Annotated in this window: 21 protein-coding genes, 1 rRNA gene, 2 pseudogenes and 1 riboswitch; of the genes and pseudogenes, 6 read left to right on the top strand and 18 right to left on the bottom strand. The window is 37.2% G+C overall.

Features of this window, described 5'->3' with window-relative positions; genetic code table 11:
* Positions 1-165 precede the first annotated feature (165 nt).
* The gene (locus ACOQFO_RS00410; RefSeq protein ID WP_421687753.1) at positions 166-1,131 is read left to right on the top strand and encodes a LysM peptidoglycan-binding domain-containing protein; all 966 of its coding nucleotides are present in this window, start codon (positions 166-168) and stop codon (positions 1,129-1,131) included.
* A gap of 117 nt (positions 1,132-1,248) precedes the next feature.
* Here the strand turns inward: ACOQFO_RS00410 and ACOQFO_RS00405 are convergent, their stop codons facing one another.
* Positions 1,249-2,535 carry a Na+/H+ antiporter NhaC family protein gene (locus ACOQFO_RS00405; RefSeq protein WP_421687752.1) on the bottom strand — a complete coding sequence of 429 codons (1,287 nt, stop codon included), beginning with the start codon at positions 2,533-2,535 and terminating at the stop codon, positions 1,249-1,251.
* A gap of 108 nt (positions 2,536-2,643) precedes the next feature.
* Positions 2,644-2,748: riboswitch (SAM riboswitch) on the bottom strand.
* Between the two features lie 191 nt (positions 2,749-2,939).
* Between ACOQFO_RS00405 and ACOQFO_RS00400 the strand changes: the two genes are divergently transcribed.
* Positions 2,940-3,410, top strand: coding sequence for a GNAT family N-acetyltransferase (locus ACOQFO_RS00400; protein WP_421687751.1), 471 nt, complete (start codon positions 2,940-2,942; stop codon positions 3,408-3,410).
* Positions 3,411-3,459: 49 nt separating this feature from the next.
* Here the strand turns inward: ACOQFO_RS00400 and ACOQFO_RS00395 are convergent, their stop codons facing one another.
* The 14 genes from ACOQFO_RS00395 to ACOQFO_RS00330 form a co-directional block, all read right to left on the bottom strand.
* On the bottom strand, positions 3,460-3,918 hold the full coding sequence (locus ACOQFO_RS00395; protein ID WP_421687750.1) for an NUDIX domain-containing protein: 459 nt from the start codon (positions 3,916-3,918) through the stop codon (positions 3,460-3,462).
* Positions 3,919-3,977: 59 nt separating this feature from the next.
* Positions 3,978-4,499, bottom strand: a complete 522-nt coding sequence (locus ACOQFO_RS00390) for an AAA family ATPase (protein ID WP_421687749.1) — start codon at positions 4,497-4,499, stop codon at positions 3,978-3,980.
* Between the two features lie 231 nt (positions 4,500-4,730).
* Positions 4,731-6,251: a succinate CoA transferase gene (locus ACOQFO_RS00385; RefSeq protein ID WP_421687748.1), complete on the bottom strand. Its 1,521-nt coding sequence runs from the start codon at positions 6,249-6,251 to the stop codon at positions 4,731-4,733.
* A gap of 178 nt (positions 6,252-6,429) precedes the next feature.
* Positions 6,430-7,353: a LysR family transcriptional regulator gene (locus tag ACOQFO_RS00380; protein ID WP_421687747.1), complete on the bottom strand. Its 924-nt coding sequence runs from the start codon at positions 7,351-7,353 to the stop codon at positions 6,430-6,432.
* Positions 7,354-8,010: 657 nt separating this feature from the next.
* The gene (locus ACOQFO_RS00375; protein ID WP_421687746.1) at positions 8,011-8,388 is read right to left on the bottom strand and encodes a PH domain-containing protein; all 378 of its coding nucleotides are present in this window, start codon (positions 8,386-8,388) and stop codon (positions 8,011-8,013) included.
* A gap of 184 nt (positions 8,389-8,572) precedes the next feature.
* Positions 8,573-9,613, bottom strand: a complete 1,041-nt coding sequence (locus tag ACOQFO_RS00370) for an NAD(P)-dependent alcohol dehydrogenase (RefSeq protein WP_421687745.1) — start codon at positions 9,611-9,613, stop codon at positions 8,573-8,575.
* A 92-nt stretch (positions 9,614-9,705) separates the two neighbouring features.
* Entirely contained in the window at positions 9,706-10,053 is a 348-nt protein-coding gene (locus ACOQFO_RS00365) for a cupin (protein ID WP_421687744.1), read from the bottom strand.
* 23 nt (positions 10,054-10,076) lie between these two features.
* Positions 10,077-10,508 (bottom strand): acyl-CoA thioesterase, encoded by a 432-nt coding sequence (locus ACOQFO_RS00360; RefSeq protein ID WP_421687743.1) that lies wholly within the window; start codon positions 10,506-10,508, stop codon positions 10,077-10,079.
* A gap of 202 nt (positions 10,509-10,710) precedes the next feature.
* Positions 10,711-11,499 (bottom strand): ABC transporter permease, encoded by a 789-nt coding sequence (locus ACOQFO_RS00355; RefSeq protein WP_421687742.1) that lies wholly within the window; start codon positions 11,497-11,499, stop codon positions 10,711-10,713.
* Positions 11,499-12,284, bottom strand: coding sequence for an ABC transporter permease (locus tag ACOQFO_RS00350; RefSeq protein ID WP_421687741.1), 786 nt, complete (start codon positions 12,282-12,284; stop codon positions 11,499-11,501). The genes ACOQFO_RS00355 and ACOQFO_RS00350 overlap by 1 nt, the downstream gene beginning before the upstream one ends.
* Before the next feature lies 1 nt (position 12,285).
* Positions 12,286-13,257, bottom strand: a complete 972-nt coding sequence (locus ACOQFO_RS00345) for an ABC transporter ATP-binding protein (protein ID WP_421687740.1) — start codon at positions 13,255-13,257, stop codon at positions 12,286-12,288.
* A 304-nt stretch (positions 13,258-13,561) separates the two neighbouring features.
* The gene (locus tag ACOQFO_RS00340) at positions 13,562-14,581 is read right to left on the bottom strand and encodes an ArsR/SmtB family transcription factor (protein ID WP_421687739.1); all 1,020 of its coding nucleotides are present in this window, start codon (positions 14,579-14,581) and stop codon (positions 13,562-13,564) included.
* 185 nt (positions 14,582-14,766) lie between these two features.
* Positions 14,767-15,285: a GNAT family N-acetyltransferase gene (locus ACOQFO_RS00335; RefSeq protein ID WP_421687754.1), complete on the bottom strand. Its 519-nt coding sequence runs from the start codon at positions 15,283-15,285 to the stop codon at positions 14,767-14,769.
* A gap of 47 nt (positions 15,286-15,332) precedes the next feature.
* Positions 15,333-15,785: a MarR family winged helix-turn-helix transcriptional regulator gene (locus ACOQFO_RS00330; protein WP_421687738.1), complete on the bottom strand. Its 453-nt coding sequence runs from the start codon at positions 15,783-15,785 to the stop codon at positions 15,333-15,335.
* A 178-nt stretch (positions 15,786-15,963) separates the two neighbouring features.
* Between ACOQFO_RS00330 and ACOQFO_RS00325 the strand changes: the two are divergent.
* Together ACOQFO_RS00325 and ACOQFO_RS00320 are read left to right on the top strand one after the other, a co-directional pair.
* Positions 15,964-16,394, top strand: a pseudogene (locus ACOQFO_RS00325) (GNAT family N-acetyltransferase).
* Between the two features lie 201 nt (positions 16,395-16,595).
* The gene (locus ACOQFO_RS00320) at positions 16,596-17,441 is read left to right on the top strand and encodes an aldo/keto reductase (protein ID WP_421687737.1); all 846 of its coding nucleotides are present in this window, start codon (positions 16,596-16,598) and stop codon (positions 17,439-17,441) included.
* Positions 17,442-17,488: 47 nt separating this feature from the next.
* Here ACOQFO_RS00320 and ACOQFO_RS00315 read toward each other — a convergent pair whose 3' ends face one another.
* The gene (locus tag ACOQFO_RS00315; RefSeq protein ID WP_421687736.1) at positions 17,489-17,869 is read right to left on the bottom strand and encodes a winged helix-turn-helix transcriptional regulator; all 381 of its coding nucleotides are present in this window, start codon (positions 17,867-17,869) and stop codon (positions 17,489-17,491) included.
* 111 nt (positions 17,870-17,980) lie between these two features.
* Between ACOQFO_RS00315 and ACOQFO_RS00310 the strand changes: the two are divergent.
* A pseudogene (locus ACOQFO_RS00310) lies at positions 17,981-19,163 on the top strand (MFS transporter).
* Positions 19,164-19,340: 177 nt separating this feature from the next.
* The gene (locus ACOQFO_RS00305; RefSeq protein ID WP_421687735.1) at positions 19,341-19,760 is read left to right on the top strand and encodes a hypothetical protein; all 420 of its coding nucleotides are present in this window, start codon (positions 19,341-19,343) and stop codon (positions 19,758-19,760) included.
* A gap of 241 nt (positions 19,761-20,001) precedes the next feature.
* Here ACOQFO_RS00305 and ACOQFO_RS00300 read toward each other — a convergent pair whose 3' ends face one another.
* Together ACOQFO_RS00300 and rrf are read right to left on the bottom strand one after the other, a co-directional pair.
* A complete protein-coding gene (locus ACOQFO_RS00300; protein ID WP_421687734.1) occupies positions 20,002-20,397 on the bottom strand; it encodes a VOC family protein in 396 nt (131 codons plus the stop codon).
* Between the two features lie 236 nt (positions 20,398-20,633).
* A 5S ribosomal RNA gene (rrf, locus tag ACOQFO_RS00295) occupies positions 20,634-20,749 on the bottom strand.
* Positions 20,750-20,771 lie beyond the last annotated feature (22 nt).

Genomic DNA, 20,771 nt, shown 5'->3' with positions numbered 1-20,771 from the left:
TTCGTGAAAATATTTTGATAATTAATTTCCAGTTTTAAAAAAATGAACATTAAAAAATCCCACCTAAAATAGGAGGGATGAAATAAATTGGTTTGAGGAAAATCCTTGAACCACAAAGCTCGGCGAATGCCGAGAGTCTATAATAAAGAATTAGGAGGCAAAATGATGTTTAAAAAGTTAATTTCAATAGTACCAGTAGCTGCACTTTCGATTACTTTAGGTACAAATGTACAAGCTGCATCCATTACAGTAGAAAAAGGAGATACCCTATGGGATTTATCTCGTGCTCATAATACAACAGTAGAAAATCTTCAAAAGTTTAATAATCTAACGACAGATCTTATACACCCTGGGGATGTCTTGAAAATTATTACGGAAAAACAATATACAGTTAAAAAAGGTGACACTTTGTGGGACATAGCTCGAGCTAATCAAGTGAAAGTTTCACAACTAAAAGAATGGAATCAATTAAATTCGGATCTGATTCATCCTGATCTAAATCTAGTAATCTTTGATGGAATTAATGATAATACGATATTAGCTGAAAATCCGTTGAAACCTGTAGCATCAACTTCAAAGGAAAGTACACCTGTTGCAACAGCTCCGGCAACAAATAAAGTTGAAACGAAGCCAACTGCTCCGGCTACTAATAAAGTTGAAACAAAGCCAGCTGCTCCAGCTACTAATAAAGTTGAAACAAAGCCGGCCGCTCCAGCTACTAATAAAATTGAAACAAAGCCGGCCGCTCCAGCAACTAATGAAGCTGTAACAAAGCCAGCTGCACCAACAACTAATGAAGCTGTAACGAAGCCAGCTGCTCCGGCTACAAACGAAGCTGAAGGAAAAGAAATCATCGTGGAAGCTACTGCTTATACTGCTACATGTGAAGGATGTTCAGGTATTACATCTACTGGCATTAACCTTAAAGAAAACCCAAATGCAAAAGTCATCTCAGTCGACCCAACAGTTATTCCACTAGGAAGTAAAGTATATGTTGAAGGCTATGGCGAAGCAATCGCTGGGGATACTGGTGGATCCATCAAAGGAAATAAAATCGATGTCTTTGTACCAACTAAGGAAGAGGCAATCAAATTCGGAGTAAAACAATTGAAAGTAAAAATATTAGACTAGTATTTTCATAATAAATAAAGAGCTTTCCCATTTGAGGAAGCTCTTATTTCATTTTGCCTCACGTAAAAAGACGCCTTCTTTTTAAAGAAAAGCGCCTTTTAATTTTATTCACCTTTATTAGATTTGAGTTTTCATTTTTCTTGGATATCCAACAAGTATTGCGATAATTCCACAGATTCCTATAAGCACTGGATAATAAGCGTATTGCAGAATGCTCACTGGTGATATCCCCGCTACGCTTGCGGCTGCAAGGAATTGAGCTCCATATGGCAATAGGCCTTGTATTGAACAGGAGAAAATATCTAATATACTTGCGGATTTTCGCGGTTCAATATCATATTGTTCAGCAATATTTTTTGCAAGTGGGCCTGTGATCAAAATAGCAATTGTATTATTAGCCGTTGATAAATCAGTAAGACTTACTAGACCAGCAATCCCTAATTCGGCACCTTTTTTTGATTTTATTCTTCTTGTTGCTAGTTGAAGTATAAAGTCTATACCACCGTTAAATTTAATAACCTCAACCATTCCAGCTATTAATATCGCAAGGAAGGCCATTTCGTACATGCCTGCCATACCTTCACCTATTTTTTGCAAAACGCTCATTAACTGATAGCTTCCATCAATTAAGCCAACTGCCCCTGAAAGAACAATCCCTAATGGAAGAACGAGGAAAACATTCATTCCAACTAACGCGAAAATAATAACAAAAATATACGGAACAATTTTGGCAAAACTATAGCTTAGATGCTCTACTTGTCCAGTTTCACCCATTGTGACCACCGCTAAAATAATGCCCGTTAGAATAGCAGCTGGCAACACAATCCAAAAATTCACCTTAAATTTATCCTTCATTTCAGCACCTTGCGAACGAACTGCAGTAATGGTTGTATCTGAAATAAAGGATAAGTTATCGCCAAACATAGAGCCGCCAATAATAGCACCCATCACTAAAGCCATCGTAATGTCCGTATGTTCGCTTATCCCAACCCCAATTGGCGCCAGTGCAACAATCGTTCCCACCGATGTCCCCATTGATAAGGAGATAAAGCATGAAATGATGAACAACCCTACTACTAACAGGTTTTGAGGAACAACCGATAACGCAAAGTTAACAGTGGAATCCACTGCTCCCATGCCTTTTGCTACCTCTGAAAATGCACCTGCCAATAGAAAAATTATAACCATTAGCATGACATTTGAATTTCCCGCACCTTTGCAAAAAATATCAACCTTAAGCGCAAACTGTTCTTTTCGATTCATTGCCAATGCTACAGCTCCTGAAATAGTAATGGCTACAATGACTGGAAAGGCATAAAAATCGCCTAGAATAATCCCAGAACCAATAAATAAAATCAAAAAAACAACAAATGGGATTAACGCCCATGGATTTCCTTTTTTCATATTTCTACCTCCGAAAATAAAATGGGACAGATCTTGTCTATTCTTGCCCCGAAAAAAAGCCCCCTCTTGAAACAAATCAAGAAGAGGCCTTATATCTATAAAACACTCCTCTTATCTATCAAGTCCTACTTGCTGGATTTGGCACAGTAACTTAAACTTTGTTCCGCTGCCGAGATTTCATCGGGCCAGTCCCTCAATCTCTCTTGATAAGAAGAAAAAATCATATTTTTTTGTCACAGCAAATAAAAGACTACATGATTGTTATCCCTATATCAATAAGATTTATATGGAAATTTTTAATAGCGTAAATCCTTATTGATAGACTCCCTCGTTACAAAGTGAGATATTCATCAAAGATATGATATTATTCAGTTGAACAATGGAACTTGAAAGGATTTTTTTGTATGAAAATTATTAGACTAGAAGACGATCAAAACTTTATTTTCGAAAAGATATGTGAATGGAATTATCATTGGTGGGGAATTAGAAATGGAATGAGTTATGAAGAGTTGAGATGTAATTTACAACATTCATTAAATACAGTTCGATTACCACAAACTTATGTTGCTTTAATTGGTGAAGAACCAGCAGGTATGTATCAATTATCTATGTCTGAGGACTTAAATAGTAGACCTGATCTATATCCATGGCTTATTAATGTTTATGTAGATGAAAAAATTAGAGGAAAAAATGTTTGTCGAGAACTAATGAATACAGTGAATGAAAATGCTAAAAAAGCAAATTTAAATGAATTGTTCTTGTATACAAAGCATGTAGGATTATATGAAAAATTTGGTTGGGAGTTTGTAGAAGAAGTTAAAACTTTTAGAGAAGAATCTCCAATTGAAAGATTGTATAGATTAGAAATAAAGTAACGCACTACAAATTCCCGTTTTATTGCGATGCGTTTGATTCACCTTAAAGTCAGTTAAGATTTTCGAATAAATTAAGTTCTTGAGCTTTCTCATAAGCTAATTTCAAAATCTCAATTCTAGTTTTGTTGTTTGGTTCTAATTTAGAAATTATTTGGTTAGCAGTTTCAAAATTGAAGATCACGTAGCCTGTTTTTTCAAAATCAAACGTATAAGGTAAAAACTTCTGAGCTTTAACCAAAAACCATATTGTATATGTATCAGTTGATTCCCAGTACCACGAAGCAAATGGTATTTTTTCAGAACTAATGGTCATCCCTACTTCTTCCATTGCTTCACGTTCTAATGCTTCATCGATATTCTCTTCCCCTTCTAATCTACCACCAATTGTAGTCAAAACTTGCTCGTCTTTGTCCCAAGCCATAACTATTGAGCCATTTTCCATTATTGGAACACAATGTACCCCTGCAATTCTTTTATCTTCTGGTATAACCGATAGTGCCTTCAGCATATTTATATGCCCCATTTCTTATTGAATTTATTTAGCTAGGCTAAGTTTGTTTAATCAAATTACTCCAAGATATATTCCAAAACCTCTTGAATATAGCTATCTAATGGTTTGCTTGTGTCTACAACCAAGCACTTGTGTTGCGGAGGCTTTTTACTGTTTTCAATAGTAAATCGAAATCCTTCAATTGATTTAACCTCTTTTATTTGGCTAATCTTACTTTCCCGATTTTTTAAACGTAGATTGATTTCATCAAAATCATTGAGGTAACACTCAACGTATTTGTAGGATGCTTGATATTTTTTCGCTAAAGCTGTTCCTTTTGTAATCATTTCTTCGTACAAACAAGGACTATCAAAAATTACTTTTTGTCCTTGTGACAGGAAAGATTCAATTAAGGACCAGTCTATATTGTATGAAATCTTGCCCGCAAGTTTAGGGTCGACTTCAACATCAATAGATTCTAATAAAGCAGTTTTTACAACATCATGGTCGATAATGATTGCCCCTGTTCTTTTTGCTATTTCAAGCGCGAGTGTTGATTTCCCTGAGCCCGGAAACCCCGACATTTGTACAAAGAACATTGAATCTCTCCTTATCTAGAAAACTTCTTATTCTATATATTCAATGCATGTGGCGGTAAATCCTTTCTCTTCTTGGTATGGCCATGACGGTATCATGATTGGTTTGGGTAATTGGGGGAGGAAATATTGGGACAGATTTACTGTCCCCAATGTCCCAGCAGTTGTACCATGTTTGGTTCAGGGATTGGGGCAAAAAAATATTGGGACAGATTTACTGTCCCCAATGTCCCATTATTTTGATACTTTTTCTTCCTCGAATAGCATTGTGCCTTTTTCTTTTAGGTTTTGATGGAATGAGAATGCTTTTTCAAGAATGTGTGGTGTTTGGCCACCTACTTTTTCTTTTGCTTCTTCGAAGTACGCACGTAATTGTGGTCTGTATGTTGGGTGTGCGATTTCGATCATTTTTTCTGCACGCTTCACTGGTGGAAGTCCGCGAAGATCCGCATATCCTTGCTCAGTTACGATTACGTCTACATCGTGCTCTGTATGGTCAACGTGTGATACGAATGGAACGATTGCTGAGATTGCACCGTTTTTCGCTAATGAAGGTGTTACGAAAATTGTAATTCTCGCATTACGAGCAAAGTCTCCAGATCCACCGATACCGTTCATTACTTTTGATCCGCTCACGTGAGTTGAGTTAACGTTTCCGTAAATATCAACTTCAAGAGCAGTATTAAATGAAATAACACCTAAACGACGGATTACCTCTGGATTATTTGAAATTTCTTGTGGTCTGAACATAATTTTATCTTTGTATTTCTCTAAATCTTCAGCTAGAGAATCTACACGTTTTTTAGAAAGTGAGAATGCTGTACCTACCGCAAATTTAACAACACCAGCGTCGATTAAATCGAATACGCCGTCTTGTAAAACTTCAGAAGCTACTTCGATATCTTTAAATTGAGAAGTTTTCATACCATTAAGAACCGCATTCGCAACAGACCCTACTCCAGATTGTAGTGGAGCTAAAGAATTTGGTAATCTTCCTTCTTTTACTTCGTTAGCGAAGAAGTCTAATAAGTTATCTGCTATTTGTTGAGTTTCTTCATTTGGCTCAAATAATGGTGATGGAATATCCGGTTGTTCTGATAATACAATACCTTTTACTTTCGCCGGATCTACTCTAATACCAATTTCTCCGATACGATCGCCTACGCTATAAAGTGGTATTTCTCTACGCTCACCTTGATCTTTTTGTACGTAGATATCATGAAGACCTTCGTACGCACGAGGAGCAGTTGTGTTTATTTCAATGATAACGTTTTCAGCTCTTTCGACAAAAATCGGTGAGTTCCCTACAGAACCTGTTGGGATAATTAAACCGTCTTCAGTAATTGCAGCTGCTTCGATAATTGCATAATCGATTTTACCTAGAGTACCTTTTCGGATCTCTTCAGCTGTATGTGATAAGTGCTGGTCAATATAGTAAAGTTCACCTGCATTGATTTTATTACGCATAACAGCGTTTCCTTGGTAAGGAACACGTAAGTTAATGATTCCTGCTTCTGCCATTGATTGGTCAGCAGTTGGTCCTAAAGATGCACCTGTGTACAGGTTTACTTTAAAGTTTTCTTTCTCCCCACGTTTTGAAAGTGCTAGTGGAAACTCTTTTGGCTCACCGAAAAGTGTGAATCCACTCATTCCAAGGTTCATTCCGTCTTCAATCCAAGAAGCTGCTTCTTCAGCAGTAACAACCTTGTCTAAAAACGCTTCGTTTCTGATGAATTGACTTAAATCTTTTCCCATTAACAATCACCCCGAATTAGTTTGTATTTAGTATCTACATTTTCGCTTTGGCAATGAAAATATTATTACCAAACAGCAATCCCCTTTGAAATGCAAATTCTAGTTGTCCTATCTACATTGTATAGAGTGCCCAACTTAATGTCTATTAGGTCATTTCTATGATAATGATAGGTAAAATCTATAATGCAGATTGATATAAAAAATGAATCGCATCTTTCTCCGTATGAAATTGAAGCTTTTCGATTTCATTTACTAGTAACTTAATAAATTCTCGTGCCGAATAATTAATAATGCAATTCTTTTTCATAACAAGATAAACTCCCCTAGATAAAGTGGGCTTTTCAATCTGTTGGAAAAATAAATCTTCCGTATCATAAAATTCAAATAATGTCCGGGAGACAACACTTCTGCCAACACCACTTCGAACTAGATTTAGAATTGATTTTATACTAGACGTTTCTACAATAGGTTCTAGCGGTTTACCGATTTCATTACTTGTTTTATTAAGGATTTTTCTACATTGATGCACACTTGGGAATAGAATAAGTGGCCCTTCTAAAACTTGTGAAAAAGTAACTTTTTGCTCTTCATTCTTATGATTGGTAATGAGATAAAATTCCTCATCATATAGTTTTGTTACTTGCAATTGATCATTTTGATTGAGTTGGAAACTAATACCGAAATCAGCTCGACTGTCTAAAACAGCCTTTTCTACTTGATCAGTCGTTTCAATAGATACTTTGACGTTTGGATAAAGCTGATTAAATTTAATACATAAAGTAGCTACCAAATCTGTGATTTCCCCTGGTAACACAGCAATCTTCAATTCGCCGAGGTCCCCTTTGGAGAATGCTGCAATTTGAGAAGTAATGTTTTCGATAGCACCTTGAATTTTCAACGCTTCTTCTTGGACAATTTCTCCAACTTTCGTCAACTCGATTTTCTTTCCAACTCGATTAAAAAGTGAATAACCTAGCTCTTTTTCAAGCATTTTTATTTGTTGACTTAAAGTCGGTTGAGAGATTCCTAATTTTTCAGCCGCTTTAGTAAAATGTAATTCTTTACTGACCATTAAAAAATACTCTAAATGCCGCAACTCCATGAGATACCCGCCTTTCTTTATTGAACATTGGTGTTAGAGGGTGGGACTGTGGGTGTCGGGACATTGTGTGCCGGTGGGACATTGTGTACCGGTGGGACATTGTGTGCCGGTGGGACATTGGGGACAGTAAATCTGTCCCAAAATCTCGGGGACACTTAACCTGTCCCTGTTGTCTCATTGTTCTCATCCTTGCCGGGACATTGGGGACAGTAAATCTGTCCCACTAATCCCGTGGGACACTTAACCTGTCCCCGTTGTCCCATTGTTCCCATCCTTGCCGGGATATTGGGGACAGTAAATCTGTCCCACTAATCTCGTGGGACACTTAACCTGTCCCCAATGTCCCAACTGTTCATCTATCCCCCTAATTTGAACAAGCTCTTACTATTAGAATAAAAATGATAATTATTATGATTGAACCGATATTGATTAGACAGCCACTACTCGGAGAACCTGTTAATACATTTGCCCAAGTATTATTTAAAGCACCACCTGGGTTTCTCTTTAACTCTTTCTCTATTAATCGTTCTCTTTCCTTCTCTGAAATGGAAATTACCCCCTATTGAGTAGGTGGGACACTGGGGACAGTAAATCTGTCCCAAAAATAATAATGGGACAGATTTACTGTCCCCGTTGTCCCTCATCTCCGATGTCCCATTATCCACATACAGCAGTTAACGCTTTTTGAACGTCGTAAATGCTGTTGTCTTTTTTGAATTGCTTTGTAATTGCAGGCAACTGTGCGCCTGAAATCCAGATTTTCAGTTCCGCATCTGCATCGAAAAGGCCAGCTGTTTCAACACTAAAATGGGAAATGGATTTGTATGGGTAAGAATGATATTCTGCTTTTTTCCCAGTAATACCTTGTTTATCAACCATAATTAGACGCTTATTTGTAAAAACAATTAAATCCCTGATCAACTTGAACGCAACATCAACTTCTTCCCCGTTTGCTAGAATCGGGCCAAGTTCTTTTGTTACCTCATCCACATTTGCCTTCGATGCATTTCCTAAAATTCCACTTAATAATCCCATCACAAACCCTCCAGTAATTTTATTACTTCTTATGAATTAGGTTTTATCCCCTAATACATAAAAGGATAAAAATCCCACACCGTTTCATTGTACTATTTCAATTTGGACATTATGCGGGACGTTGGGGACAGGTTTTCTGTCCCAAATAATAGAATAAGAGACCGAAAACCTGTCTCCCTACCCCCTACATAGTGCTTGTATCAATGACGAATCGATATTTCACATCTGAAGCTAATACACGTTTGTAAGCTTCATCAATTTGGTCAGCTGAAATAACTTCAATTTTTGGAGCAATGTTATGTTGCGCACAGAAATCTAACATTTCCTGAGTCTCACGGATGCCACCAATCAATGAGCCTGCAAATGAACGGCGTCGGTTAATTAAATTGCCTACGTTTAATGAAAGTGGCTCTGCGGGAGCACCGACATTTACTAAAGTACCATCAAGGTTGAGTAATCGTAAGTAAGCGTTCAGATTAATCTTTGCACTTACCGTATTAATGATTAAATCAAATGTGTTAGCAAGTTGCTTGAATGTTTCCGGGTCGCTTGTCGCATAGTAATGATCTGCACCTAACGCTAATCCGTCTTCCTTTTTCTTCAATGATTGTGATAAAACCGTCACTTCAGCACCCATGGCATGAGCAATTTGGACAGCCATATGACCAAGTCCACCTAAACCGACAACGGCTACCTTTTTACCTGGTCCTGCTCCCCAGTGATTTAATGGAGAATATGTCGTAATACCCGCGCAGAGTAACGGCGCTGCGACATCTAGCTCAATGCTATCAGGAATTTTGACCACAAAATCCTCAGTAACGACAATGTGAGTAGAATAGCCGCCTTGAGTTGGCTCACCATATTTACCAGCACCTGCATAGGTAGGAATATTCCCCTCAACACAGTATTGCTCTTCACCTTTTTGACAGTTCTCACATTCACGGCAGGAATCAACCATACAGCCAACCCCTACTCGATCACCAACTTTGTATTTTGTAACATCAGAACCAACCGCAATTACAATTCCTGCAATCTCATGTCCGGGAACAAGTGGATAATTTACTGGTCCCCATTCACCGTGAGCAGTATGGATATCCGAATGACAAATTCCAGCGTATTTAATTTCAATCAATACATCATGTAAATCAAGTTCACGTCTTTTAATCTCTGCAGCTCGAAACGGCTTATCTGGACCATCTACTGCTCTTGCTTTAGCAAATACCATTAACATTCCTCCAATTATTTTATTTTCGGGACGTTGGGGACAGGTTTTTTGTCCCCAATTACGAGGATAGAAAACCTGTCCCCGATGTCCCACTATCCCATAAACCTCTCCGGATTCAGTTCTTCACTCTCAATGACAATGGCTGTTAATCCTTTATCCGTTTTGGTCTCATGCCATTCATCTTTCTCCCAAAAAACTGCATCTCCGGGTTGAACCTTGAAGTACTCTTCGGATTCTCCTCTAACGTATCCTTCTCCATTCATGATTAGAAGTAGCTGAGGTACAACGGCCTGGTGATAGCCAATAATCCCGTTCTCCTCTAAATACATGCAGCCAATATTCGTGACTTTTTCAGTTTGGATTATGCGAGACATGGTAAAATCCGAATTATATTGTGAAATCTTCTTCCCAACTTCTTTACTAAACTTAAAAATTCTCAATCAAGATCCCCCTAACCCTAAACCTAAGTGGGACACTTTACCTGTCCCCGTTGTCCCTGCCCGTTGTCCCATTTGTTTCTTGCGATTTCATCTGGCACTGGAATGGCTTTACGTGCTTGCAGATCCATAATGACTAAAATGGAAGTCGATGAAGCTGAAATTTGTCCCTCATGAAGCATGGTTTGTTCTACAGTGAAGCTTTTCGTGCCAACCTTTGTTAGCCTAGTACGAATTTCAACTGTATCCCCAAGGCGAACCTCTTTCGAATATTCGGTTTCAACTTTTAGTAACACTGGTCCCAGTTTGCGCTCCACTAGTTCATGAAAGCTTAGACCAACTTCCTTTAGCCACTCCATCCGCGAATTCGTAAACTGCATAATATAATGAAGATAATTCATATGTCCCAATTCATCGATTTCATTTTCAGTTACTGTATATGTTGTAATGTGTTCCATTCATTTCCCTCCACTCGAACTACTATTCTATGAATCCATCCCCCATAAAAATGATTGACTCTAAAATTAGTATTCAACTGAAAAGGTGATTTTCCTTCTGGGGTTTTCAGTGAGGTGGGACACTAGGGACAGTAAATCTGTCCCAAAATATAAAAGGGACAGATTTACTGTCCCCAATGTCCCGCTGTCCCCCCAACTTCCTCTAACTCATCTCCATAGTTCCCTTCACTCTTGCCAGATACTCGGCGTAACGAATGGCAACGATACTTATTGCAAAGTAAATACAGCCAAGTAATAACTCTTCAGACATGAGACGAACAAATTGAGAAGTATCGCCTTCATTCACAATAGCTTTTGTTAATTCCACCCCGCGTGTTAATGGGAAAAACTTCGCTAAATCACTCAACCAGCTCGGCATGACGGATAATGAATAATTAGCACCACTCAAAAGCAATAAAGCACTTGCTAGAATATTAGAAAGTAAATGCATGGAAGGGGTCCAAAAACTACATGACCCTAAAATTAACCCAAGCCCACATGCAGAAAAAATTGAAATCATCCAGATGCAAAGTAGTGGCAATAGTGACTCAACTGGAATCGATACACCGAAAATCAATACACCAAAAACTAATCCAAGAAATGCAGTAAAGGCACCATTTACAATATGCGGTACCGACCGCGCAAAGAATAAAACTCCTTTATTCACTGGTGATGCCATAACAATCGGTAACGTCCCCATTCCGCGGTCTGACATCACAACCGTCATCATGCCAAACACCGAGCTCATGACACAAAGTAATAAAGCATTTGATGCCACATATCCCTCTAACCCAACACCCCTATAAACATAATTCACTAACATTGCAAAGAAGATCAATTGCGTCAATGGATTTAGTAACATCACCAAGATATAAGCTTTCGGATCTAACATCCCAAACAATGCTTTATAGGATAAAACTGCATGCCTAAAAAATCGCTTCATACTTTCCATTAATACACCCCCAGCTTTCCATCCATTCGAGCTTTTCGATCAACCGCTCCATACGCCACGAACGCAATGACAACATAAATAACCGTTATGCCAATTAACACTAAGATCGCCTGCACAATTTGAGCAGATGTACTAGCGTTATTCGTTACTACTCTTAAAAGCTCGATTGCCCAGGTCGGCGGTAAAATTGCGGAAATCGGTTGTAACCATGTTGGTAAGATAGCAATAGGAAATAAAAACCCGCAAATTAAAAAGATTGGATATTCAATGAAATTCATTAACACTTCTGCCTGTTTGGATAACGTGAATACAAGTGCCATCACAAATGCAAACACTGATATTGCAATAACAACCACAAGAAAAGCCGAACCAATTAGTAACGGGTTTACCACTGGATACTCTAGGTTAAACACAAATCGTAAATAGACGAATGAAAGCAACATGGAGATGAATCCCCAGATTGTATTGCCAACAATTTTCCCCATGATGATATAGGCAAATGAAACCGGTGCAACAAATATATTTTCCAAGGTGCCGTAAAAACGTTCCCGGTTTATATCACTTGCGGAAGAATAAACAATCGACGTCCACAACCCCATAAACCCTGAGCCAAGTACAACATAATGAAATATTTTCTCTGGCGATTGCCCACCATACACAAAGTAAGTGATAGTTGCGTAGAAAAACGGCGAGATCCAGATGACAAACTGAAACATCGGCCTTGCGATCGATAACTTCATTTGAACGATAATAGTTTTGAAAAAAGCCTGTAGATTTCCTCGCATCTTACACCCCTCCAACCATCGAAACGTATGCATCCTCTAATGAAGGTTTTGTGATAGATAAATCTTGCACTTCTAGATACGGCAAGTTATAGAGCAATGAAACTACTTTCTGTGGTTCTTCTGCTGGAATTCGCACTTTCAATACATTTTGTTCCTCATGAATTTCAGAATCGAAAATGTTCGCTCCTTCTAATAACCTCGTAATCTCCTGCTTCGTGCTGTTCGAAAGTTTGCACTCAATCACCGACAGATGATTCGTTCGTTGCTTTAAATTTTGCGGCGTATCAATAGCAATCAATTCCCCATGATTAATAAAGGCAATTCGATCGCATAATTCATCCGCTTCATACATGTAATGAGTCGTTAATACAATCGTCGTTCCTTGCTGATTTAAGTCTCGTAATATATCACGAAGCTTCCGGGCACTAACTGGATCTAATCCAATTGAAGGTTCATCTAAAAATAATATTTTCGGATTGTTCAATAGTCCGCGAGCAATTTGAAGTCGCTGCTTCATCCCTTTTGAAAATGTTTCTACTCTTCTATCCGCCACTTCTTCCAACTCAACTAGCTTCAATAATTCTGGAATCCGTGCCTTTTGGGTTGAACGTGGGATTTTATAGAGGTCAGCAAAATACGCAAGATTATCATAAGCAGACAAGCGCCAATATAAATTTCGTTCACCACCTAAGATGAAATTAATATGTGGTCGTAGCTCTTTATGTTGATGAACTGGATTAAATCCAAGTACTTCGATTGTACCGTCTGTTGGAATAAGCATAGTTGTCAGCATTTTAATCATCGTAGTTTTACCCGCTCCGTTTGGACCAAGTAAACCAAATATTTCACCCTCTTTAACGTCGAAAGAAATTCCTTTCACCGCTTCAACAAACTTTTTCTCCTTCTTCCAACTGCCATTTTTCACTTCATATGTTCTTTTAACTTGATCAACTTGAATAATTGTTTTCGACATCGATTTATTTCTCCCCTTTATATATTAGATAATCATCTAATATGGTGATTATCTAATATAGGTGTTCAAAATTCAATCATTTTTTGGAAAATTCATCTACTTTTTATTCTTAATGCTGTTTCAAGGACAGTATTCTAATGAAATTCGTTTTTCCGTCCTTTCTCAAGGACAACTTCCGGATAAATTCTGCTTTTCTGTCCTCTAGAAGCCGTCTCAAGGACAAGTTTCCGTAAAAATCTTCCTTCCTGTCATTGAGAAGTAGTGCAACTTTACCCAAAACAATAAAAAGCTTAACCAATTAAGGTTAAGCTTTCATGAATGTCTGCAGGGTACGGAACATTTTATTCACCTGTTCTTTGTCTGCAGTAAAGTATTTTATTGTGCCGATTTTCTCTTCCTTTACGAGTCCTACTTTTTTCAACGTCTCAATATGATGGGAAACCGTAGCGGTTGTGATCCCTAAGTACTCTGCTAATTTTGCTCCGTATTCTTTATGGGTAGCTAGCATTCTCAGTATTAACAGTCGATTCGGATCAGCGATAGCCTTTAATTGCTTCGATAAAGTTTCACTCTTCTCGCGATCATCAGAAAGTTGCTTTGCACAGCCATAAACTACGTAACAAACGGAATCGTTAAATATACGGATACGAACAGGTGATATAAAATAACTAGGCAAGAAATAGTACATTTTATAATCACTAACTCGTCTAAAGGTCTTTCCCATTACATATTGAGCAAGTAATAAAGGCTCTAAAGATAATTGCTTCAGTGTTGCAATCGACTGTTGGACAACGGATTGTTTCGACTCCATAAGTTCCTGAAATGTTTTACTTTGCGCAATACGCAACAGGATATCTGCAAACTGTTCTTTAAAGTTGGAAAGATTCAATAGCCACTCCTCAACATATGCACGGTCTTCGTGCTGCTGCCAATAATACGTTTCTTCTATATCCCAAATGCTAGCCGGGTTATGTATAAGCTGTTGAATGGTTTCGAGTGGAATATCTTCACTCCACCAATAAAAAACAAAATACTCATCTTTCAATTGCTTAACCTTCTCTGAAAAGTGGTCAACGGATGCGAAATTCGGAATCGGTATAAGCAGATTAAAAATAAGGTAGACACTATTTTCAGGAAGCCTTCTTAATTGATCAACGATAGGCAGATCTCCTATTTCCTCGTACATTCTATCAAGATCTTCTTCTAAAAATTCTTTATTATTCGTTGTCATTGCACATAGCATAGCAATACTCTCAACGACCGGTGAGGACACATACATTACCTGCTCCAATGGCTGTTCAAATATATCCATCTCACTTCCCATGTGCAACTCCCTCTCTACTTGGGACACTGGGGACAGGTTTTCTGTCCCACTATCGTAATACCCCACTTATTAGATACATATCTAATATCATATTAACTTAATTTTGCTTTACTGGAAAGTGGGACATCTGGGACAGTAAAAGTGTCCCAAAATTTTGTGGGACACTTTTACTGTCCCCAATGTCCCTACCCGAGCGCCCTTGTCATGATCCAATCCAACTGTTCTTCATCTCCCATTTGGAACGAGTGAGAGCCTGTTTTGATGAATCCCATTTTTTCATAAAAGGCGATGGCATTTTCATTCTTTTCCCATACACCTAACCAAACTTTCCTCTTACTCTGCTCTACCGCAATTTCAATCGCTTTATTCAAAAGCACTTTGCCTAATCCATGTTTTTGGAATTTTTTCCTCACATAAATCCTTTCAACCTCAAGGGAATCGTTCCCCTCTTTTTCAGACTGAGCCTCGTCTGTGTTCACCTTTAAATAACCGGCCACCTCATCCTCGACACAAACGAAAAAGAATTGTGAAAATGGGATTGATAATTCACTCTCCAACTTTTCTAACTGAAATGCATTTTCCAAATAGGCGTTCATATTTTCAGCTGTGTTCTGATCCTTAAATGTTTCGTAAAACGTCTCTATACTGATTTCCTGAAGTGTTTTTAAATCCTCATGGTTACACTTTTTGATCGTTACTGCCATATTCAATACTGCTCCCTTCATCGACACAAGGTCACCCTCATCCCTAATCAATAATTTCTCTTATTTCCTTTTTTGACATATTCCCAATCGACTTCAACATTTTTTCTTACCCTAATCAATAAATCTAAAATCGTTTTTGCCTCGGATTCTGAAAATCCCTGTAATGCCACGCGATTTGAATAATCATTTTCTCTTTTTATTAGAGGATAAACTTCCATCCCTTTTTCTGTTGGGTAAAGTTTCTTAATTTTTTTGTTTTGCTCGTCCTCTTTCTTTTCAATAAAACCATTCATCTCAAGCTTTTTTATTGCTCTGGCGGTTGTTGTTCGGTCCACCTTTATCATTTCCGCTAGTTTTTCTTGAATAATTCCTGGATTTTCACATATTCGAACAAGGTATAAATACTGCCCCCTCGTCAGATCTAAATCTTTAAATTCGATGTTGCTTATTGAATCTAATGCCCTTGCAATCATACCGATTTCACGCAAAATCTCAATCATAATAAGCTCCTTAACTCGTACTTTTTATTGCAAATACAACAAAAGTGATATATATTAAATTTAACTTATTTTTATTGCATTTACAACAAAATGATAATAAACAAAACAGCATGGCAGGACTCATACTGGAAATAAATCTAGGACCCGCCTCCTGCTCACTATAGAAAGGTGAAAAATGATGACATATCAATTAATTACTTCAAATGAAGATTTAGAAACTGCATTTTCAATTAGAAAAGAAGTTTTTGTAAAGGAGCAAGGCGTCCCTTTATCAGATGAATTCGACCAATTCGATCATCTTAACTCAACTTGTAAGCACATCTTAGTGTTTTATAATGGACAACCTGTTGGAACTGGAAGACTTCGAATTGTTGAGGAGTATGGAAAGTTAGAAAGAATTTGTGTACTTCAAGAATTCCGTCAATTTGGCCTAGGGAAGAACATTGTGCAGCATTAGAAGAAATAGCAAAAACTCAAGGTGTCTCGAAGGTTAAATTACATGGCCAAAAACATGCAGAAGGATTTTATCATAAGCTTGGATATCAAACTGCATCCGATATCTTTATGGAGGATGGAATTCCCCACATTTTAATGACAAAAGAATTATAAGATTAATGAATTTAGGCGTAGATCCACAACATGGATTTACGCTTTTTTTATTTATTATCTATACCTCTAAACCCTTGTCCCCTCACAAATGTTACCTCGAAGTTTCTATATAACAAAAATGTATGTACTTTTTTTTACTATCCAAAGGCAGCATAATGAAGAAGCACTAAGGCAATAAACAATCAATTGGAGGTATCAATTATGATTAATCATTTACAAGATACAATCACATTAAATAACGGGCTACAAATGCCTGGTATGGGTCTAGGCGTTTTCCAAGTAGAAAATGACGCTACAGCTGAGCTGGTTAAAAACGCTATTGATGTTGGATATCGAAGTATTGATACTGCCGCTATTTATGGCAATGAAGCAGGTGTAGGTGAAGGAATTAAACAAGCGCTAGCATCAACTGGCTTACAACGTGAAGACCTGTTTATTACATCAAAAGTATGGAATGACGGATTAAGCTATGATGAAACGATTGCTGCATATGAAGATAGTCTACAAAAGTTAGGATTAGAGTATTTAGACCTCTACCTTATTCATTGGCCAGGTAAAAATAAATACGCTGAATCTTGGAGAGCATTAGAAGATTTATATGATCAAGGAAGGATTAAAGCAATTGGGGTATGTAACTTTACTGTTGCACATTTACAGAATTTATTGTCCTTTGCTCGTATTAAACCTGTTGTGAATCAAGTGGAATTCCACCCTCGCTTGCAACAAATAGAGCTACGTTCATTCTGTGACAAGCACCAAATTCAGCTTGAAGCATGGGCACCATTAATGCAAGGCGGGCTTCTTGAAGACGAAACGATTTCTAAAATTGCAACTAAATATGGAAAATCTAACGCTCAAGTTATTTTACGTTGGGATATTCAAAACGGAATTATCACGATTCCAAAATCTGTTCGTAGAGAACGTATGGTACAAAACGCTGATATTTTTGACTTCAATTTAACAGACGAAGAAATGGCTCTAATCAATGCGATGAATCTTGATCAACGTGTTGGACCAAACCCAGATGAATTTGACTTTGCTTTATAAGTAATAAAAAAGAGACTGTTTTTGTTTGACAGTCTCTTTCTCCATCATTACGATGTTTGTTTTATATCATCTTCATCACGTTGTATTAAAATCACATCTTCGCCTTTATCTTGTAATACTTCAACATGCTTTTCGCCCCAAGTGCAAAGCATGTTTAAAATAGGTTCCATTTCTTGTCCATAAGGCGTTAAGGAATATTCCACTTTCGGCGGTACTTGGTTGAAGACTTTTCGGTGGATTAATCCGTCTTGCTCTAACTCTCTTAATTGACTTGTGAGCATTTTTTGTGAAATTCCAGGAATTAATCTTCTAAACTCATTTGTACGAATTTTACCATGGTGGTTTAAATGACAAAGGATCACTGGTTTCCATTTGCCACCAATAACTTCAAGAGTAGCTTCAACACCAATATTATAAACTTTTTGCATAGTAAACCCCCGTTATATTCAAAAGTAACTAAAAGTACTCTACACAACTTTTAGACATGTACTAATCATATTACTATAAATGCAATCAATATTAAAGGAGATATTTATTTTATGTCACATTCGAAAAAACCAAATGCAAAATTAACTTTACTAGCACTTGCTATCAGTGCATTTGGTATAGGGTCTACTGAATTTATCAGTGTCGGACTTTTACCATTAATAACAAATGATTTCGGTGTATCTTTAAGTACAGCAGGCTTAACCGTTTCTATATATGCTCTAGGTGTCACTGTTGGGGCTCCTTTATTAACAGCCTTAACTTCTCGTCTTAGTCGAAAAACAGTATTATTGCTAGTTATGGCTATTTTTATTCTTGGGAACTTAACCGCAGCAATAGCACCTAGTTTCTCTATTCTATTAATAGGACGTATTATTTCAGCATTATCCCATGGTGTGTTTATGTCCATCGCTTCAGTTATAGCAGCAGATGTTGTTGAACCAAATAAACGAGCAAGTGCAATTGCCTTTATGTTTACAGGATTAACATTAGCTACTGTAACAGGTGTCCCACTTGGTACATTTATTGGACAAGTAATTGGCTGGCGTATGTCTTTTATCTTTATCGTTCTAATCGGTATTATAGGTTTAATTGCGAACGCGTTTTTAGTACCCAACCAATTATCGAAAGGAAATCCAATTTCATTACGTGATATAGGTAAAGTATTAAGCAATGTTCGAATGTTATTGATTCTTTTCATTACTGCCATTGGTTACGGTGGTGCGTTTGTAGTCTATACGTATGTAACACCTATTTTGGAACAATATATGGGTTATTCTCCACATGCGATAGTCATAATATTAGTTGTCTATGGTATTTGCGTAGCTATTGGTAATACATTAGGTGGTCATTTCGCAAATCAAAATCCCCTTCGTTCAATTTTTATTATTTTTATTGGACTAGCATTAGCGTTGCTAGGCATTGGATTCGCTATAGAATCACCAATTATCGGATTAATTTTGGTTCTGATCATGGGGCTATTTATGTTCATGAATGTTCCAGGGTTACAATTATACGCAGTACTACTATCTGAAAAATATGTGCCATCAGCCATTACAATGGCTTCAGCATTGAATATTTCCGCTTTCAACATAGGAATCTTTTTAGGATCATATATCGGAGGTTCAATTATTCACCATCAATCGTTAGCACACACCTTTATATGGTTTCCTAATGGTTATGCTTGCAGCGATTGTTACACTTCTTTGGTTATTATTTGATAAGAAGAAAAGTTAGTGAATATATCAATAAAGGAATATTAAAAGAGTACAGTTTATTATCCTATCAAGGCAAATGAATAAAAGTCAGATAAAAATAAAGGACATAACATATTTTATATAACTAATATGTTATGTCTTTTCTTCGTGGTATTTGTGAAGTTGTGCTATATTTTATAGTGTCAGGAGTGAGTTAATGAAAAAGTTTCTAACAATTACTTTAATAATTCTTGTTGTACTCGGAGCAGCTGGCTATGCTGTATGGCATTTTGGGACAAATATCGCTTCCGAAAAAATAATCGATACTGTGAAATCTAATTTAACTGATGAAAATCTAGAAGAAATAAGAACCTATATCGAAAACGATCCGAAGGTTCAAGAAATAGTAAACGAGGTAGCAACTACAAATCCAGATACTCTTCCCTTCCAAACTAAGGAAGAAGCAACTCGAGTGTTAATAACAAAAGTGGGCGTTAATCGTTTACTCGATATTCAGGAACAAGCACAAAACGGCTCTCTCAATCCGGATGAATTGCTAACTGAAATCGAAGGTAAACTGTCGGATGAGGAAATCACTGCCTTTAAATATGTTTTATATAAGGAATTGTATAAATAATAAAAGCAAGCTGTGAGACATCCTCACCGGGTGTCGTGTGGTTGGATCAACATAGTGGTTCTAATGGGTTTAATTATAGGCTCGATTCCTATCTAACGGAGTCGAGTCCTTTTTTCATATTATTTATAGAAGGAGTTAATAAATGAACACTTTTTATGCTTAGTTTTCCTGTCAAAAATCCAACTACACAACTGTTGAGATATTAAGAAGTGCATAATAAAAGACCTCAAAAATATAGAGGTCAAGGTGCTACTAATTCAACTTTAATTCTATCTGGGTCTTCAAAATAAACAGCATAATGCTTTTCCCCTCCTGCAAAGGGATGCTTATCAGTATAAAGGATTTTTACACCCATCCGTTCTAACTTTTTTGTCATTTCATCTACTTGCTGACGGGAATCTGCGTGAAATGCCAGATGGTTTAGACCTACCCGACATCTATGGTAAGGTATGTCCATAAACCGTTCTTCAGCTTGTACGAAAACAATATATGTCTCTCCGATTTTCCAACTATGTCCACATTCCCACACTTGAAAAGACTTATATCCTAATTCTTCTAAAAACCAACCCCAAAAGTTGATTGAACTTTTTAAATCTGAAACATATATTTCAATATGGTGAATAAGTCCTTTTGACAATAGACGCCCCCCTTTTTATTCCATATTATCAGGTAATGATAAGTTACAATTATTTAACATAAAACAATAATCATTGAGATTGAGAAAACAGCCATTAATAAAGAAGGTTCGGATTCTCCGAGCCATCTTTTTATGATATACCTTTTCTTATTGAAATTTCACATTCGCCGAACCTTCGGTTTCCATGGTAGTTGAGTATAAAAAAAACACCACTGAATATCAGCGGTGTGATTTTTGCGAAGCGACGTCCTACTCTCACAGGGGGAAACCCCCAACTACCATCGGCGCTAAAGAGCTTAACTTCCGTGTTCGGTATGGGAACGGGTGTGACCTCTTTGCCATTATCACTTCACTTGTACATGGATGTACTGGCT

The organism is Ureibacillus sp. MALMAid1270, assembly GCF_049202975.1.
GTDB lineage: Bacteria > Bacillota > Bacilli > Bacillales_A > Planococcaceae > Ureibacillus.
Note: the sequence above shows the minus strand (reverse complement) of the source record. Positions and strands in the feature narration are given on the sequence as shown.

Bases quoted from the DNA above. Each gene is read 5' to 3' on its own strand.
- ACOQFO_RS00410 (WP_421687753.1), top strand. From the start codon at position 166: ATGTTTAAAAAGTTAATTTCAATAGTACCAGTAGCTGCACTTTCGATT.
- ACOQFO_RS00405 (WP_421687752.1), bottom strand. From the start codon at position 2,535: ATGAAAAAAGGAAATCCATGGGCGTTAATCCCATTTGTTGTTTTTTTG.
- ACOQFO_RS00400 (WP_421687751.1), top strand. From the start codon at position 2,940: ATGAAAATTATTAGACTAGAAGACGATCAAAACTTTATTTTCGAAAAG.
- ACOQFO_RS00395 (WP_421687750.1), bottom strand. From the start codon at position 3,918: ATGCTGAAGGCACTATCGGTTATACCAGAAGATAAAAGAATTGCAGGG.
- ACOQFO_RS00390 (WP_421687749.1), bottom strand. From the start codon at position 4,499: ATGTTCTTTGTACAAATGTCGGGGTTTCCGGGCTCAGGGAAATCAACA.
- ACOQFO_RS00385 (WP_421687748.1), bottom strand. From the start codon at position 6,251: ATGGGAAAAGATTTAAGTCAATTCATCAGAAACGAAGCGTTTTTAGAC.
- ACOQFO_RS00380 (WP_421687747.1), bottom strand. From the start codon at position 7,353: ATGGAGTTGCGGCATTTAGAGTATTTTTTAATGGTCAGTAAAGAATTA.
- ACOQFO_RS00375 (WP_421687746.1), bottom strand. From the start codon at position 8,388: ATGGGATTATTAAGTGGAATTTTAGGAAATGCATCGAAGGCAAATGTG.
- ACOQFO_RS00370 (WP_421687745.1), bottom strand. From the start codon at position 9,613: ATGGTATTTGCTAAAGCAAGAGCAGTAGATGGTCCAGATAAGCCGTTT.
- ACOQFO_RS00360 (WP_421687743.1), bottom strand. From the start codon at position 10,508: ATGGAACACATTACAACATATACAGTAACTGAAAATGAAATCGATGAA.
- ACOQFO_RS00355 (WP_421687742.1), bottom strand. From the start codon at position 11,499: ATGGAAAGTATGAAGCGATTTTTTAGGCATGCAGTTTTATCCTATAAA.
- ACOQFO_RS00350 (WP_421687741.1), bottom strand. From the start codon at position 12,284: ATGCGAGGAAATCTACAGGCTTTTTTCAAAACTATTATCGTTCAAATG.
- ACOQFO_RS00345 (WP_421687740.1), bottom strand. From the start codon at position 13,257: ATGTCGAAAACAATTATTCAAGTTGATCAAGTTAAAAGAACATATGAA.
- ACOQFO_RS00340 (WP_421687739.1), bottom strand. From the start codon at position 14,581: ATGGGAAGTGAGATGGATATATTTGAACAGCCATTGGAGCAGGTAATG.
- ACOQFO_RS00335 (WP_421687754.1), bottom strand. From the start codon at position 15,285: ATGGCAGTAACGATCAAAAAGTGTAACCATGAGGATTTAAAAACACTT.
- ACOQFO_RS00330 (WP_421687738.1), bottom strand. From the start codon at position 15,785: ATGATTGAGATTTTGCGTGAAATCGGTATGATTGCAAGGGCATTAGAT.
- ACOQFO_RS00320 (WP_421687737.1), top strand. From the start codon at position 16,596: ATGATTAATCATTTACAAGATACAATCACATTAAATAACGGGCTACAA.
- ACOQFO_RS00315 (WP_421687736.1), bottom strand. From the start codon at position 17,869: ATGCAAAAAGTTTATAATATTGGTGTTGAAGCTACTCTTGAAGTTATT.
- ACOQFO_RS00305 (WP_421687735.1), top strand. From the start codon at position 19,341: ATGAAAAAGTTTCTAACAATTACTTTAATAATTCTTGTTGTACTCGGA.